This window comes from Sphaerisporangium sp. NPDC049002 (assembly GCF_040649355.1).
Taxonomy (GTDB): domain Bacteria; phylum Actinomycetota; class Actinomycetes; order Streptosporangiales; family Streptosporangiaceae; genus Sphaerisporangium.
The window spans coordinates 1-15,265 of the sequence record NZ_JBEZFH010000045.1; the positions used below are offsets into that span (position 1 = coordinate 1).

Sequence of the window (15,265 nt, forward strand, 5' to 3'; positions counted from 1 at the left end):
CCGGTACTACCGCTGTCTGCTGCCTGACCATGAATCGAGCGTAGCCGCGATATGACCTCTTTTCTCCAAGAACGCTCGCTTCTCCCCAGAAAGCAGCCAGGTGCGGCGCACCAGGATGCTCAGCGCCCACGCGCCGGCTCCCGCGCCGACGATGGACGGGAGGACGTCGAGGGGGCCGGAGTCCGGCCTGCTGAACGCGGCCGCCATGCCGACGACGCCGAAGAGCATCATGCCGGCCGTGCCGAACCCGGTACGCCTGCGGGCCAGCAGCCCGAGCCCCGCGGCGATGAGGACCAGCACGACGACGATGCCCGAGATCAGCACCAGCTTGTCGTTGGCGCCGAAAGTGCGGATGGCCCACTCTTTGAGCGCGGCGGGCGTACGGTCGACCGCCGCGTCGCCGACCGCGATCACGGGGGACGCCTTCGGGTTGAACAGGCCCGCGACGAGCTGGCCGACCCCGAGGGCGACCGCGCCCGCCACCGCGCCGATGAGCGTCGCCGCCCATGCGTCGCCGCGCGGGCGCGTCTGGTTCGTGTTCACACACGGAACGCTACGCCCAAACCCCCAGCACGGTTCTTACGCCCTGGTTACGGCAGACCGGCCCCACATGCGCCATCGCGGCTCAGGAGCCGAGCAGCTCACGCATGACGGGCACCAGGGCGCGGAAGGCGCGGCCCCGGTGGCTGATGGCGTCCTTGTCTCCGGGCGGCATCTCGGCGGTCGTGCGGCTCTCGCCCTCGGGGACGAAGGCGGGGTCGTACCCGAACCCGTTGGTGCCGCGCGGCGTGCGGATCACCGCCCCGGCGAGCGTGCCCTCGACGACGCGCTCGTGCCCCGAGGGCAGGGCGATCGCCGCAGCGCACGCGAAGTGGGCGCCCCTGCGGCCATCGGGAACGTCGGACACCTGGGCGAGCAGGAGCCTGAGGTTGGCGGCGTCGTCGCCGTGGGACCCCGACCAGCGGGCCGAGAAGACGCCGGGCATACCGTTCAGAGCGTCGACGCAGAGCCCGGAGTCGTCGGCGATCGCGGGCAGCCCGCTCGCCGAGGCGACCGCGTGCGCCTTGAGCAGGGCGTTCTCGGCGAAGGTGAGGCCGGTCTCGGCGACCTCGCCGATCTCGGGGAACTCCTCGAGCCCGACCAGCTCGGTCTTCTCGTCCGCCTCGGCCAGGATGCGCCGGAGCTCGACGATCTTGCCCGTGTTGCGGGTCGCCAGCACGACCCTCGGCACCGCGCTCACGACAGGGCCTCGCGCTGGCGCAGGGTCAGCTCGGCGCAGCCCGCGCCAGCGAGGTCGAGCAGGGCGTCGAGGGTCGCACGGTCGAACGGGACACCCTCGGCGGTGCCCTGGACCTCGACGAACTCGCCGGAGCCGGTCATGACGACGTTCATGTCGGTCTCGGCGGCGACGTCCTCGCGGTAGCAGAGGTCGAGCAGCGGAGTGGAACCGACGATGCCCACCGAGACGGCGGCCACGGAGTTGACCAGCGGGTCGCCGGGGCACATCTTGCGCTTGCGCATCCAGGCCACGGCGTCGGCCAGGGCGACATAGGCCCCGGTGATGGCGGCCGTGCGGGTGCCGCCGTCGGCCTGCAGCACGTCGCAGTCGAGCAAGACGGAGTTCTCACCGAGGGCCTTGTAGTCGACGCAGGCCCGCAGGGAGCGCCCGATCAGGCGGGAGATCTCGTGCGTGCGCCCGCCGATCTTGCCGCGCACCGACTCGCGGTCGGTGCGGGTGTTGGTGGCGCGGGGCAGCATGGCGTACTCGGCGGTGATCCAGCCGAGCCCGCTCCCCCTGCGCCAGCGAGGCACGCTGTCCTGCACGGAGGCGGCGCACAGCACCTTGGTGCCCCCGAACTCCACGAGGACCGAGCCCTCGGCATGGGCGAGCCAGTCGCGGGTGATCGTCACCGGCCGAAGCTGATCGGGACTACGTCCATCGTCACGTGCCATGAGCCTCACCTTAGGTCATACACGGCCCCGCTCCGCGCCAGTTCCACGCGGCCCTCGAAGCCGCCACGGCAGGCGTCTACGAAGATCTCGGAAGGGTCGTACCACGGCACCAGATGGGTGAGCACGAGCGTGCCGACGCCCGCCCGGGCGGCGTGCTCGGCGGCCTGCCTGCCGGTCAGGTGGAGGCCCACGGGGATGTCCGGCCGGTCGAGGAAGGACGCCTCGCACAGCAGGATGTCCGCGCCCGCGGCGAGCTTGACCAGTTCGGCGGACTCCCCGGTGTCGGCGGAGTACGCCACCGAGCGCCCGCCGTGCGAGACGCGGAAGCCGTACGTCTCCACGGGGTGGTTCATCGGCGCGGCCGTCACCTCGAACGGGCCCACCGAGAAGGTGCCCGGCGCCAGCGGCACGAAGTCGAACGCGGTCTCGAGGCCGGGCTCCTCGTCCATGCCGTAGGCGGCGGCCAGGCGGCGCGGGGCGTCCTCGGGCGCGTGGACCGGCACGCGGGGCAGCGTGCGGTCGGGCGAGTAGGTGCGCACCACGTGGTAGGCGCACAGGTCGAGACAGTGGTCGGCGTGCAGGTGCGACAGGCAGATGGCGTCCACGTCGTACAGGCCGATGTGCCGCTGGAGGACCCCGAGGGAGCCGTTGCCGAAATCCAGAAGCAGGTGGAACCCCTCCGCCTCCAGCAGGTAACACGAGGCGGGACTGTCCGGACCGGGAAAGCTCCCGGAACACCCGACGATCGTCAACTTCACGGCGGCCTCCTAACTCGGCGCGGTCAACGCCTCTTCACCCGAAACGTCCCCAACCAGCGCGCGCTCGACGGTACCGATCTCGGGTCCGAGGAACCGCCGTCCGAGGTCGGCGAACAGCGTGCCGTCTCCGGTCGCGCGAAATCTGTGGCGGGGCGCCGAGCCCTGGCCCGCCAGCCCGCGGTCATGCAGGACGCGGAAGACGTCCTTGGCCGTCTCGTCCGCGCTGGACACCAGCGTGACGCCGTTCCCCATGACGTAGGAGATGGCGCCGGTGAGCAGCGGGTAGTGCGTGCAGCCGAGGATCAGCGTGTCGCAGCCGTCGTCGATCACCGGCTGGAGGTACTCCCTCGCGACCTCGATGAGCTCGTCGCTCATGGTCTCGCCCCGCTCCACGAACTCCACCAGCCGCGGCGCCGCCACGCCCGTGAGCCGCACGTCCGGCGCCGCCGCGAAGGAGTCCTGGTAGGCCATGGACTCGATCGTCGCCCGCGTGGCGATCACCCCCACCCTGCCGTTCCTGGTGGCCCGTACGGCCCTGCGCGTCGCCGGCTGGATGACCTCCACCACCGGGACGTCATAGCGCTCCCTGGCGTCCCTCAGGACCGCGGCGCTCGCGCTGTTGCAGGCGATCACGAGCATCTTCACGTCGTGCTCGACGAGGTGGTCCATCACCTGGAGGGCGTAGGCGCGCACCTCGGCGATGCGCTTCGGCCCGTACGGCTGCCGCGCGGTGTCGGCGACGTACAGGATCGATTCGTTCGGGAGCTGGTCGATGATCGCCCGTGCGACCGTGAGGCCTCCCACGCCGCTGTCGAAGACCCCTATGGCGGGGTCCTCCTGAGCACTCTGGTCGTCTGTTGCTTCGATGACGCTGACCCACGGCGCGTGGGCGACGCTCCCGATGTCCGACATGATTCCCAAGGTTAGGGGACCGTCACCAATCGCTCACGGTAAGAATCCTCACATCGGAGTAATCCCTCATGATCGCCTGAGGGCGCCGCTCCCCCGCCGGCCGGTCAGCCCCGGCCGAGGCGGGCGAGCTGGCGCGACTGGGCGACCAGGTTTCCCTCGGAGTCCCAGACCTCGACGTCCTCGTCGAACCAGCCGTCCCTGATCAGGCGGCCCTGGCCGATGAGGGTCAGCCAGCCGGGCGCGGGCAGGGCCCGGAGGTGCCAGGTCAGCTCGACCGTCGGGGCCCAGCCCCGGCATCCCGCCGAGAAGACGACGGGCGGCAGCGCGTCCACGGCGAGGGCCAGGATGAAGGGATCGGGATCCTGGGGCTCCGACATGCGGAAGTACGCGCGCGACTCCGGCCGCCCGGACGGCTCGCCGGTGAGCCAGCCGATGGTCGGCGGGTCGAACCGCATCTCCATCTGGGCGTTGAGGGTCATGTTGGACTCGGGCTTCGGCTCCGGCAGCGCGACGCAGTCCTCGATGGGAGGCATGGCGGCCGCGGGAGGCTCGGCCCACACGCTCGCGGCGCCGCCGCCGAGCGTGGCCGTGGTCACGAGCGTGTCGATGTAGGCGGTTCCGTCCTGGATCAGGGTCGCCCGGGTCATCGCGGCCGTCTTGCCTGCCTTGAGCTGCTCCAGCCGTACGCGCGCGGGCCCCGGCGCCGGCGCCCGCAGGAACTGGGCGGCGGTGGACACCGGGTGGTCGTGCGGTGAGGCGTCCACGACGGCGCGCAGCAGCACGGCCATGAGGTAGCCGCCGTTGAGCGGCCCCCCGATCGAGTACCCGGGATCGAGGCACACGTCGTACGTGGTCTCGTCGACCCTGATCGCCTGCGTGGCCTCGTCGAACTTCGTCATCTGTACTTCTTGCCTCGCTTCGCCACCCGCACCGGAATGTTGTTCTGGCCCAATACCTTACCGATGCCCTCGGGCGGGCGCTCGGCGGGAGCGGTTCACGAAGGCCGCCGGCCGAGGGGGTCCGGTGTAAAGCGCGCTGCAAGCGTCTCTCTACCGGGGCGGCTTAGGTTCTCCGTGAATCCCTCCTAATTGCCCCGAGAGTGGAACATGTCAGGTCAACCGCTCCCCCCGTACCCCTTCAACCAGGACCCCGACCGGACCGTGTCGTACCGGCACCCGGTGCCCGACCAGGGCCCCGGCCCCTACACGCAGCCCTACGCCCAGCCCTCAGGCCCGCCTCCCTGGCGGCAGGAGGAACTCGGCCCGCCCGTGCCGTCCGCCAGGAAGACGGGAAGGGGATGGCTGTTCGCGATCATCGCGGCCGTCCTGGTCGTCGTGGTCGGCGGTGGCGGCGTGTACGCCGTCACCCTGCTCAGCGGTGGCGGCACGCAGCCCGAGGACGTGCTCCCCTCCGGCACCCTGGCGTACGTACGGGTGGACCTGGACCCGGCGGCCAACCAGAAGGTGGCGCTGTTCACCCTCGCCAGGAAGTTCTCCGCCACCCGCGACAGCTTCACCGGCGACGACCCGCGCAAGGCGCTCTTCGACCTGCTCGGCAAGAACAGCGAGGACCTGGCCAAGGTCGACTACGCCCGCGACGTCGAGCCCTGGATCGGCTCCCGCCTCGGCTTCGGGCTCCTTGCCCCGCAGTCAGGAAAGCGGACGCCCCAGGTGGCCGTGGCCGTCCAGGTCACCGACGAGGCCGGGGCCCGCACCGGGCTGGCCAAGCTCAACGCGGGCGGCGAGCTGAAGGGCCTGGCGTTCAGGGAGGACTACGCGATCCTCGCGGAGACCCAGGCGGCGGCCGACTCCTACGTCACGGCGGCGCCGCTGTCGCAGAACGCCGACTTCGCCGCCGACCTGAAGGCCGTCGGCGAGCCCGGTGTGCTCTCGTTCTGGGGCAACGTGGGCGAGATCGCCAAGGCGGCGGGAGCCGCCATGCCCACCGACACCGCCACGCTCGACATGATCAAGAACGTGCGCCTCGCCGGGGCCCTGCGGTTCGACAGCGGCTACGCGGAACTGACCGGGATCTCCCGCGGATCGGCCGTGCAGGGGCCGGCCGACCCCGGGGGGATCCGCCTGAGCACCCTGCCCGCCTCGACCTCCGGAGCCCTGTCGGTCTCGGGCCTCGGCGACACGCTCGCCAAGCAGTGGCCGCAGATCATGAAGGCGGCCGAGGGCCCCGCGGGGAGCCAGGCCTTCACCGACTTCGTCACCCAGGCCCAGCAGATGTACGGCATCGCCCTACCGGCCGACCTCGTGACACTTCTCGGCAAGAACCTCACGGTGGCGGTGGACGCGCAGGGCCTCGACGGCGCGGTGCCCAACGTCGGCGCCGTGCTCACCACCGACCCCGCCAAGGCGCAGGAGGTCGTCTCCAAGATCGAGCGCTTCCTCACCGACTCGGGGGCCGGGGCTCCGCGGATCGCCAAGGCGGCGGGGGACGGGAAGCTGGTCCTCGCGAGCTCGCAGGACTACGCGGGCAAGCTGAACGAGCAGGGGACGCTGGGCGACAGCGAGACGTTCAAAATCGCGATTCCGGACGCGGACGCGGCGACCGCCGCGCTCTTCGTCGACCTCGACAAGATCGAGAAGTACTACCTGGACGGCTTCCACGGCGACGATCGGGCCAACCTCCAGGCGCTGCGGGCCGTGGGCCTCAGCGGCAGGCAGTCCGGCGACACCACTTCTTTCAGCCTGCGAGTGCTGTTCAACTGAATCAACCGAAGCTCAGTCTGAACGGCCGCCTCCCAAAGGAGACGGCCGTTCGTCGTCCCGTACGGGGATCAGGCCCAGAGCTGGCCTTCGAGACGGTCTTCCGCCTCGTCGATCGTGCCCTCGTAGGCGCCGGTGGAGAGGTACTTCCACCCGCCGTCGGCCACGATGAACGCGATGTCGGCCCGCTCCCCCGTCTTGGCCGCCTTGGCCGCCATGCCGAGGGCCGCGTGCAGAGCACAGCCCGTGGAGATTCCGGCGAAGATGCCCTCGGTGCCGAGCAGCTCGCGCGTACGCCTCAGAGCGTCGGCCGAGGTCACAGAGAACCGCGTGGTCAGCACGCCGGCGTCGTAGATCTCGGGGATGAAGCCCTCGTCGACGTTGCGCAGGCCGTACACGAGCTCGCCGTACCGGGGCTCGGCGGCCACGATCTGGATGCCGGGCACCCGCTCGCGCAGGTAGCGCCCGACGCCCATCAGCGTGCCCGTGGTGCCGAGCCCGGCGACGAAGTGGGTGATCGACGGCAGGTCTTCGAGGATCTCGGGCCCGGTCGACTCGTAGTGCGAGCGCCAGTTCGCCGGGTTGCCGTACTGGTAGAGCATCACCCAGGAGGGGTTCTCGGCGGCCAGGTTCTTGGCCACCCGTACGGCCTCGTTGGAACCACCCGCCGCCGGCGAGGAGATGATCTCCGCCCCGTACATGCGCAGCAGCTGGCGGCGCTCCTCGGAGGTGTTCTCGGGCATGACGCAGATCAGGTTGTAGCCCTTGAGCCGGGCCGACATCGCGAGCGAGATGCCGGTGTTGCCCGACGTCGGTTCGAGGATCGTGCAGCCGGGGCTGAGAAGGCCGTCCTTCTCAGCCTGCTCGATCATCCACAGCGCCGGGCGGTCCTTGACAGACCCGGTCGGGTTGCGGTCCTCCAGCTTGGCCCAGACGCGCACGTCCTCAGAAGGGGACAGACGCGGCAGCCCGACCAGCGGAGTGCGCCCGACCGAGTCGATCAGCGAGTCGAAGCGCATGACTAGCGACTGCCCCCGGCCACGGCGGGCAGCACGGTCACGGTGTCGCCGTCGGCGACGGGGGTGTCCAGGCCGCCGAGAAAGCGGACGTCCTCGTCGTTGAGGTAGACGTTGACGAACCGGCGCAGGCCGGAGTCGTCGACGATGCGGGCCCGCAGGCCCGGGTGGCGGGACTCCAGGTCACCGATGAGGTCGGACAGCGTCGCGCCTGCGGCGTCGACCGACTTCGCTCCGTCGGTGTAGGTGCGGAGGATGGTCGGAATGCGAACCTCGATGGCCATCGCGGGTCAATCTCCTAGGTCAGTTGTCGTCACGGTGCACCCAACGAGTGCGAACAAGGCTGGTCGGGCGGGGATTCCTGTGATCAGGAACAGTCGTAGACGACGGCGAAGGGAGTATGCGCGAAAAGATGGTTCTGCACGGGCGACGAATGCCCGGGGCGCACCCGGGCGCTCCCCGACTCCGGGTCAATCGTCAGCATGTTCCCAACTCTACAGCTTCCGATGTCCGTGCAGATGGTCGCGCGGGGAGGGGTCATGCCGGGACGATCTCGACCTTCTCCTCGGTCACGACGCCGTCCAGCACGCGGAAGGAACGGAACTGCACGTCGTCGGGGTCGGCCGTCGACACCAGCACGTAGTGGGCGTTGGGCTCCGAGGCGTAGCTCACGTCGGTGCGCGAGGGATACGCCTCGGTCGAGGTGTGGGAGTGGTAGACGACCACGGGCTCCTCGTCGCGGTCGTCCATCTCGCGCCACACCCGGAACTGCTCCATGGAGTCGAAGCGGTAGAACGTCGGAGATCGCTCGGCGTTCTCCATGGGGATGAAGCGCTCGGGACGGTCGGAGCCGGCCGGCCCGGCGATCACCCCGCAGGCCTCATCCGGGTGATCGGCCCAGGCGTGGGTGATGATCTTGTCGACCAGTTCCCGTGAGATCGTCAGCATGCCTGGAAGTTACCAAAGGGCCCGGACCAGTGTGTCCTGGAGGTAGGTGAGCCAGTCGTAGGTGACGTACGCGGGGTAGCGCGGGTCGTCCTCGGCCATCTCGGAGAGCTCCTGGTGGACCTCCTCGGTGACCTCCAGGCGCACGCCCAGCGCGAGCCGCACGTCGTTGAGCGCCCGCAGCCAGGACTGCGCCTGCTCGGCCGTGAGCTCGACCTTGCCCTGCTCGGCGGTCTCCAGCAGGGTCTCGGCGTCGGCGCGCTTGCCCTCGCGCAGCGTGGCCTCGGTGTAACGCCTGAACTCCGCCGAGGCCTTCTCGTCGTCGGCGTACGCGGAGGGGAACAGCCGGGCGAGCACCGGGTCGGACGGCTCCTCGGCGGACCCGATGCCGAGCGCCCTCTCAAGCGGATCGTCGCCGGTGGCGCCGGGCTCGACGAGGCCGAGGACCTGCGCGACGAGCGAGCGCAGGATCGAGGCCTCGCCCGCGTCGAGCAGGATGGTGACCGCGCCGCTCCCCGCCGAGCTGAAGCCGGTGCTCACGCGGAGTCCCGCTGGACGGTGGCCCAGAGCCCGTAGGAGTGAAGGATCTGCACGTCGCGTTCCATCTCCTCACGCGTGCCGCTGGCCACGACGGCCTTGCCCTTGTGGTGCACGTCGAGCATCAGCTTCTCGGCCTTGGGCTTCGGGTAGCCGAAGACGGTCTGCAGCACATAGGTGACGTATGACATCAGATTGACCGGGTCGTTCCAGACGATGGTCAGCCACGGAAGCTCGGGACGGACGTCCGTCGACGGACGCTCGACCTCGGCTGGAGCGGTACTACCCACGTTCCCATCCTGCCCTACCCCGGTCGTAGTCTTCGACTTGTGAAGATTGCCATGAGCAGCGCGTTGCTCACCGATCACTATGAGCTGACGATGCTGCAGGCGGCATTGGCCGGCGGAGCCGCGGGCCGGCGCGCGGTCTTCGAGGTCTTCGCACGTCACCTGCCCCTCGGCCGGCGGTACGGCGTGGTGGCGGGCACCGGGCGGGTACTGGAGGCCCTCGCCGGATTCCGTTTCGGCGAGCCCGAGATCTCCTACCTCCGCGAGAACCGGGTGGTGAACGACCAGACCCTCGACTTCCTCGCGAACTACCGCTTCTCCGGCGACGTGTGCGGCTACCCCGAGGGCGAGGTCTACTTCCCCGGCTCCCCGATCATGGTGGTGGAGGGCACGTTCGCCGAGGCCGTCCTGCTGGAGACCGTGATCCTCTCCATACTCAACCATGACTCGGCGATCGCCACGGCGGCGTCCCGCATGGTCCACGCGGCGGGCACGCGCCCGATCATCGAGATGGGCTCCCGCCGCACGCACGAGCTGGCGGCGGTCGCGGCGGCGCGGGCGGCGTACCTCGCGGGGTTCTCCTCCACCTCCAACCTCATGGCCGGGAGAGTGTACGGCGTGCCGACGGCCGGCACCAGCGCGCACGCCTTCACCCTGCTGCACAGCTCCGAGTTCGACGCCTTCCAGGCCCAGATCGACTCCCTCGGCCCCGGCACCACCCTGCTCGTCGACACCTACGACGTCGCCAAGGCCGTACGGACGGCGGTAGAGCTCGCCGGGCCGGAGCTCGGGGCCGTGCGCATCGACTCGGGCGACCTGGCCGTGGCCGCCCACGAGGTGCGCCAGATGCTCGACTCGCTCGGCGCCACGAAGACGCGCATCGTGGTCACCGGCGACCTCGACGAGTACGCCATCGCGGCCCTCGCCGCGGCCCCGGTCGACGGATACGGCGTGGGCACCTCGGTGGTCACGGGGTCGGGCGCGCCCACGGCCGCCATGGTCTACAAGCTCGTCGCCCGCGAGGACTCCGAGGGCGCGCTCAGCCCGGTGGCGAAGAAGTCGGTAGGCAAACCGAGCAAGGGGGGCAGGAAGTACGCCTTCCGGGCCCTGGAGGGCGGCACAGCGGTCGCCGAGCTGGTCACCACCTCACCCGGAGCGCCCGTCCCCGGGGGCGCGAGGCCGCTCCTGCGCGAGCTCGTGCGGGGCGGCGAGATCGTCGGGCGCGAGCCCCTTGCCGCCGCCAGGGAACGGCACCGTACGTCCGTGGCCGAGCTTCCCGCTCTCGCGCATCAGCTCTTGCAAGGTGACGCGGTGATCCCGACGGTCTTCTCGTAGGGCGTCTCGTGTGCTCCCGCGTGGGCGCACACCCCGGCCTTCGGGTGATATGCCGGATATTCTCGGCGACGGTGGAGCTTTCCCCCGTCGCGCCTCAGGAGCATTCATGAGCACAGCCCTTGTCATCGTGGACGTGCAGAACGACTTCTGCGAGGGCGGCAGCCTGCCCGTGGGCGGCGGAGCGCGCGTGGCGGCGGCCATCGGCCCGCACGCCGCCGCCGGAGGCTACGACCACGTGGTGGCCACCCGTGACTACCACGTCGACCCCGGGGCGCACTTCGCCGACCGGCCGGACTACGTGCGCACCTGGCCCGCCCACTGCGTGGTGGGGACGGCCGGGGCCGACTTCCACCCGGCGCTGGACACCTCCGCCGTCGAGGAGATCTTCAGCAAGGGCAGGCACAGCGCGGCCTACAGCGGCTTCGAGGGCCAGAGCGGCGACGGCACCGGCCTGGCCGAGTGGCTGACCTCCCGGGGCGTCGAGCGCGTCGACGTGGTGGGCATCGCCACCGACCACTGCGTACGGGCCACCGCGCTCGACGCCGCGGGGAACGGCTTCGCGGTGCGCGTGCTGCTCGATCTGACGGCGGGCGTCGCGCCGGCGACCACGGAGACGGCCCTGGCCGAGCTGCGGTCCGCCGGGGTGGAGCTCACCGGCGCGCCCATCGTCACCGGCCCCTGACGGGAGCGGTCAGCGCGCCGCGGGGTGCCCGCCGCTCAGCGGGATCGCTGGGTGGCCCACTTGCGGATCGTCTCGATGCGCTGGCGGATCTGGTCGCCGGACGCCTGGGCGATGGGAGGGCCGCCGCAGGCCCTGCGCAGCTCGGCGTGGATGACGCCGTGGGGCTGGCCGGTGCGGTGGTTCCAGGCCCCCACGAGGCCGTTCAGCTCCTTGCGCAGCGCGGCCATCTCCTCGTGGGGGGCGAGGACCGGCGGCGGCGCGGGATCGGCCGCCTTACGCCGCCTGGCGGCCTGCTGGTCGGCCTGGTGCTTGCGAAGCAGCACCGCCACCTGGTCGGGCTCCAGCAGCCCCGGCAGGCCGAGGAAGTCCTCCTCCTCGGCCGAGCCGGTCTCCGCCGCCGTGCCGAACTCGCCGCCGTCGAACAGGACGCGGTCGAAGGTGGCCGAGGCCTCCACGGTCTCGAACGGCAGCTCGTCGCCGAGGACGTCGGGATTGTCCTTCTTCTGCCGGGCCTCGTCGACGAGGAAGTCGTCGAGGCCCTCCTCGGGGATCTTGCGGTCGAGCACGTGGTCGCGCTCGGCCTCCATCTCGCCCGCCAGACCCATGAGGGTCGGCACCGAGGGCAGGAACACCGACGCGGTCTCGCCCCGCTTGCGGGCGCGGACGAAGCGCCCGACGGCCTGGGCGAAGAACAGCGGGGTCGACACGCTGGTGGCGTACACCCCGACGGCGAGACGCGGGATGTCGACGCCTTCGGAGACCATGCGCACCGCGACCAGCCAGCGCTCCTCTGAGGCGCTGAACTGCTTGATCTTGCCGGAGGCCCCGGGGTCGTCGGAGAGCACGATGGTGGCGCCCTGGCCGGTGATCGCCCGCAGGTGCTTGGCGTACGCGCGGGCCGTCTCGTGGTCGGTGGCGATCACCATCGCGCCCGCGTCGGGGACGCCCCGCCGCACCTCGGTGAGCCGCTTGTCGGCGGCCAGCAGCACCTGGCGGATCCAGTCGCCCTTCGGGTCGAGGGCGGCGCGCCACGCCTGGCCGAGCTGGTCCTTGGTGAGAGGGGTGCCGAGCGTCGCGGTGATCTCGTCGCCCGCGCGGGTGCGCCAGCGCATCTCGCCCGCGTACGCCAGGAAGATGACGGGACGGACCACGCCGTCGGCCAACGCCGGGCCGTACCCGTAGGAGTAGTCGGAGAGGCTGCGCCGGACGCCCTCGCCGTCCTCGGCGTAGGTGACGAAGGGGATCGGGTTGGTGTCGGACCGGAACGGGGTGCCGGTGAGGGCGAGCCGCCGGGCGGCCGGCTCGAAGGCCTCGCGCACGCCGTCACCCCAGGACTTGGCGTCGCCCGCGTGGTGGATCTCGTCGAAGATGACCAGCGTCTTGCGGGCCTCGGTGCGCGCGCGGTGCAGCGCGGGATGCATCGACACCTGGGCGTAGGTCACCGCGACGCCGGCGTAGTCGCGGGAGGTGGCGCCCTGGCTGTTCTTGAACTCGGGGTCGATGGCGATGCCGACCCTGCCGGCCGCGTCGGCCCACTGCCGCTTGAGGTGCTCTGTGGGCGTGACGATGGTCACGGCGCGCACGACGCCACGGCCCAGCAGCTCGCTGGCGATGCGCAGCGCGTACGTCGTCTTGCCCGCGCCCGGGGTCGCCACGGTGAGGAAGTCACGCGGCTCGCGCCGGAAATAGAGGTCGAGGGCCTCCTGCTGCCACGCGCGGAGCTTCGGCGCGGTGCCCCACGCGGCGCGGTCGGGATAGGAGGGTGACAGATGGGACGCGGCAAACGAGCTCACGCCGACCTCCTCACCAGATGGCCTCTGCGGACCGCCGGGGCGTCGCCCCCATTGATCGTCTTGTCGCTGCGCTCGTTTCGCTCCCTCACAGTGAAGCCACCATAGTGGGGACCACCGACAAGACGTGCCGACCCTCCGGGATTCTCGCCATGCCACCCTTCCCGTGCTAGAAGGGACCACGTCCTCACGCGCCGTGACCAACGCGCCCTGAGTCCGGCTACCTCAGGCCCCTGACGACGGCGTCGATCTCGGCCCGCCGCGCCGGGTCGTCGGGCTGGGCGAGGCCGAGGACCACCACGCTCCGGTCGTCCTTGGTGAGAAGTGTCACGCGAAGGTAAGACGGCTGGTTCACCACGTCGGTGTAGCTCGCGCGCAGCGCCCGTGAGTGGCCGGCGTACCCCCCCACCGTGATGGGCCGGTCGTCGACCACGTCGACCGTGTCGCCGTGCAGCAGCAGCCGCCCGTACAGGTCGGCCAGGTCGAGCGTCGCGGCCTTCGGCCCGGAGACCGCCACGGACTCCCCCGGCCGGGTCATGACGAGCGCCGAGCCGCCGGCCGTGGCGACGGACGTGAACCCCGTGACCGGAGGAACCATGCCGCGCCGCCACCCCTGGGGCAGCGGGTAGCTGACGCCCGCCGCCGGGTCCGCGACGTCCACCGCGGGACCGGGCGCGTTGAGTCGGTTCACGGCGAAGGCGACGGTGCCGGCCACCAGGGCGACACCCGTCGCCAGGGCCAGGGCGAACACCAGCGCCCTCCTGAGCCAGGCGGGCACCCTGACCCGCGCCGGCGGGGCGGGCGCGCCGTACAGCCGGGCCGACGGAGGAAGGCCCTCGGCCTCGGACGGAGGCCATGCCCGATCGCCATACGGCCGTCGCTCGATGCGGTGCTCGTCCACGGTGCCTCCTCCCGTGCACTGAGTATCGGCACCGAAGGCACCCGTTCGTCAACGAGCACCTCGATTATCGAGCAGGAAAACTATGGAAACCGGCCCGCCGGTGTCAGGTCGCGGGGGCTCGGTAGGCGCTCCACATCTCGCGCATCCGGGCGGCCTGGCCGGCGGTGAACTCCGACATGCAGCGGTCGTGGGCGTAGTCCATGTAGTTGTGAATCGGGTCCTCACCGGTGTCCGGGCAGGTGTCCTTGCGCGCGGGGCAGCCCTGGGTGGGAGTGGCCTCGGGCGGGGTGTCGTCGACGGAGTCGCCCGGCTGGGCGCAGCCGTTCTCGAAGGTGTGCAGCAGCCCGAGCCAGTGCCCGATCTCGTGAACCCCGGTGTACCCCTTGGAGAAGTCGCGCAGGGCGCCTCCCGGCAGGCTGCGCCAGTCGATCACGACGCCGTCGAGGCTCGGGCGGCTCTGGTACCAGTGCGGGTAGGTGGCGTAGCCCAGCACCAGCTCGCTGAGCTGGGCCACGTAGAGGTTGAGCGTCTCGGCCCCGCCCTTGCGCAGCCGTTGCTTCATCGCCGACTCGTTGCCGAGCGGCTCGCGGAACCAGGTGGGGTTGTCGGTGTGGGTGACGCCCCGGAGGACGAAGCGGATACCGGTGTCGACGCCGCCCAGCCGGCCTCCGTAAGCGGCGTTGAGCGTGTCGACCTGCGTGCCCAGGGAGATGTCCGAGGCCCCCATGCGACCGTCGGTGATGACGTGGATCCACAGGGGGACCGTGACCGTGACGGCCGGCGGCTCGGCGTGCGGGGAGCGTAGTCGCCGGCGCATGCCGGAGAGCATACGGGCGGCCTCGCGGGCGCCGATCGTGTACGGCTCGGCTCCGCGCGTCTCAGGCCTCATCACGCGGGAGGGCGACGCGCGCCGCTCGGCCCCGCGCGTGCCGGGTCTCGGCACGCGGGCATCGGGGGTGCGCCGCCCGGCCTCCCGGGTTTCGGCCCCCGGTGGCCGGGCATGCCCGCAGGAGCGCGTGGCCGCCGCGCGAGCCGAGCCGGGCACGCCTGCGAGCGTGAACAGGCACACCAAAGACACGGCAACCGTGCGCCGCACCATGCACTCCCCCGTTGTTCCTGGTCGGAGTGCTGACGGTAGCTTCAGTGGCGCCGATCAGCCGGGAGCAACACTCATTTGCCGTCGCCCGGTTGGCCGCCCAGCGGGAGCCCTTCGTAGATCTCTTTGCACTCGGGGCACACGGGATACTTCTTGGGATCGCGGCTGGGCACCCACACCTTGCCGCAGAGAGCCCTGATCGGCGTGCCGGTCACCATGCTCTCAGTGATCTTGTTCTTGTCGGCGTAGTGCGAGAACCGCTCGTGGTCCCCCTCGTCGCCATGCGAGAGGTTCGGGCGCACTTCGCTCTCGGGAAGGATCTTCGTGCTCACGACA

The 15,265-nt window shown here is 71.0% G+C and carries 18 protein-coding genes; 3 read left to right on the forward strand and 15 right to left on the reverse strand.

What is annotated here, in order from left to right; translation table 11 throughout:
* Positions 1 to 6 precede the first annotated feature (6 nt).
* The 6 genes from AB0B89_RS12330 to AB0B89_RS12355 all read right to left on the reverse strand — a co-directional run bounded on the left by AB0B89_RS12330 (position 7) and on the right by AB0B89_RS12355 (position 4,522).
* Positions 7 to 543, reverse strand: a complete 537-nt coding sequence (locus tag AB0B89_RS12330) for a hypothetical protein (RefSeq protein WP_358551493.1) — start codon at positions 541 to 543, stop codon at positions 7 to 9.
* Positions 544 to 625: 82 nt separating this feature from the next.
* Positions 626 to 1,240, reverse strand: coding sequence for an RdgB/HAM1 family non-canonical purine NTP pyrophosphatase (rdgB, locus tag AB0B89_RS12335; protein ID WP_358551495.1), 615 nt, complete (start codon positions 1,238 to 1,240; stop codon positions 626 to 628).
* Complete coding sequence (gene rph, locus AB0B89_RS12340; protein ID WP_358551497.1) at positions 1,237 to 1,953, reverse strand: ribonuclease PH; 717 nt, start codon at positions 1,951 to 1,953, stop codon at positions 1,237 to 1,239. Before rph ends, rdgB begins: the two co-directional genes overlap by 4 nt.
* Positions 1,954 to 1,958: 5 nt before the next feature.
* A complete protein-coding gene (locus AB0B89_RS12345; protein ID WP_358551499.1) occupies positions 1,959 to 2,711 on the reverse strand; it encodes an MBL fold metallo-hydrolase in 753 nt (250 codons plus the stop codon).
* 9 nt (positions 2,712 to 2,720) lie between these two features.
* Positions 2,721 to 3,623, reverse strand: coding sequence for a glutamate racemase (gene murI / locus AB0B89_RS12350; protein WP_358551501.1), 903 nt, complete (start codon positions 3,621 to 3,623; stop codon positions 2,721 to 2,723).
* A gap of 104 nt (positions 3,624 to 3,727) precedes the next feature.
* Positions 3,728 to 4,522, reverse strand: a complete 795-nt coding sequence (locus AB0B89_RS12355; RefSeq protein WP_358551503.1) for a thioesterase family protein — start codon at positions 4,520 to 4,522, stop codon at positions 3,728 to 3,730.
* Positions 4,523 to 4,729: 207 nt separating this feature from the next.
* Between AB0B89_RS12355 and AB0B89_RS12360 the strand changes: the two genes are divergently transcribed.
* Positions 4,730 to 6,343, forward strand: coding sequence for a DUF3352 domain-containing protein (locus AB0B89_RS12360; RefSeq protein ID WP_358551505.1), 1,614 nt, complete (start codon positions 4,730 to 4,732; stop codon positions 6,341 to 6,343).
* Between the two features lie 68 nt (positions 6,344 to 6,411).
* On the opposite strand, the gene AB0B89_RS12365 is transcribed toward AB0B89_RS12360, so the two are convergent.
* From AB0B89_RS12365 to clpS, 5 genes are all read right to left on the reverse strand, one after another.
* Complete coding sequence (locus tag AB0B89_RS12365; RefSeq protein ID WP_358551508.1) at positions 6,412 to 7,359, reverse strand: cysteine synthase; 948 nt, start codon at positions 7,357 to 7,359, stop codon at positions 6,412 to 6,414.
* Positions 7,360 to 7,361: 2 nt separating this feature from the next.
* On the reverse strand, positions 7,362 to 7,640 hold the full coding sequence (locus AB0B89_RS12370) for a MoaD/ThiS family protein (protein ID WP_358551510.1): 279 nt from the start codon (positions 7,638 to 7,640) through the stop codon (positions 7,362 to 7,364).
* A 253-nt stretch (positions 7,641 to 7,893) separates the two neighbouring features.
* The gene (locus AB0B89_RS12375) at positions 7,894 to 8,304 is read right to left on the reverse strand and encodes a M67 family metallopeptidase (protein WP_358551512.1); all 411 of its coding nucleotides are present in this window, start codon (positions 8,302 to 8,304) and stop codon (positions 7,894 to 7,896) included.
* 9 nt (positions 8,305 to 8,313) lie between these two features.
* A complete protein-coding gene (locus AB0B89_RS12380; RefSeq protein ID WP_358551514.1) occupies positions 8,314 to 8,841 on the reverse strand; it encodes a DUF2017 domain-containing protein in 528 nt (175 codons plus the stop codon).
* Positions 8,838 to 9,128, reverse strand: a complete 291-nt coding sequence (gene clpS, locus AB0B89_RS12385; protein WP_358551516.1) for an ATP-dependent Clp protease adapter ClpS — start codon at positions 9,126 to 9,128, stop codon at positions 8,838 to 8,840. Before clpS ends, AB0B89_RS12380 begins: the two co-directional genes overlap by 4 nt.
* A 51-nt stretch (positions 9,129 to 9,179) precedes the next feature.
* Between clpS and AB0B89_RS12390 the strand changes: the two genes are divergently transcribed.
* Both AB0B89_RS12390 and AB0B89_RS12395 read left to right on the forward strand, forming a co-directional pair.
* Positions 9,180 to 10,460, forward strand: coding sequence for a nicotinate phosphoribosyltransferase (locus AB0B89_RS12390; protein ID WP_358551518.1), 1,281 nt, complete (start codon positions 9,180 to 9,182; stop codon positions 10,458 to 10,460).
* A 106-nt stretch (positions 10,461 to 10,566) separates the two neighbouring features.
* Complete coding sequence (locus tag AB0B89_RS12395) at positions 10,567 to 11,142, forward strand: nicotinamidase (protein ID WP_358551520.1); 576 nt, start codon at positions 10,567 to 10,569, stop codon at positions 11,140 to 11,142.
* Positions 11,143 to 11,177: 35 nt separating this feature from the next.
* Here the strand turns inward: AB0B89_RS12395 and AB0B89_RS12400 are convergent, their stop codons facing one another.
* The 4 genes from AB0B89_RS12400 to AB0B89_RS12415 all read right to left on the reverse strand — a co-directional run bounded on the left by AB0B89_RS12400 (position 11,178) and on the right by AB0B89_RS12415 (position 15,261).
* Positions 11,178 to 12,935 carry a DEAD/DEAH box helicase gene (locus tag AB0B89_RS12400; RefSeq protein WP_358551522.1) on the reverse strand — a complete coding sequence of 586 codons (1,758 nt, stop codon included), beginning with the start codon at positions 12,933 to 12,935 and terminating at the stop codon, positions 11,178 to 11,180.
* A gap of 217 nt (positions 12,936 to 13,152) precedes the next feature.
* Entirely contained in the window at positions 13,153 to 13,833 is a 681-nt protein-coding gene (locus AB0B89_RS12405; RefSeq protein ID WP_358551524.1) for a hypothetical protein, read from the reverse strand.
* 103 nt (positions 13,834 to 13,936) lie between these two features.
* Positions 13,937 to 14,722 (reverse strand): zinc metalloprotease, encoded by a 786-nt coding sequence (locus tag AB0B89_RS12410; RefSeq protein WP_358551526.1) that lies wholly within the window; start codon positions 14,720 to 14,722, stop codon positions 13,937 to 13,939.
* Between the two features lie 281 nt (positions 14,723 to 15,003).
* Positions 15,004 to 15,261, reverse strand: a complete 258-nt coding sequence (locus AB0B89_RS12415; RefSeq protein ID WP_358551528.1) for a DUF3039 domain-containing protein — start codon at positions 15,259 to 15,261, stop codon at positions 15,004 to 15,006.
* Positions 15,262 to 15,265 lie beyond the last annotated feature (4 nt).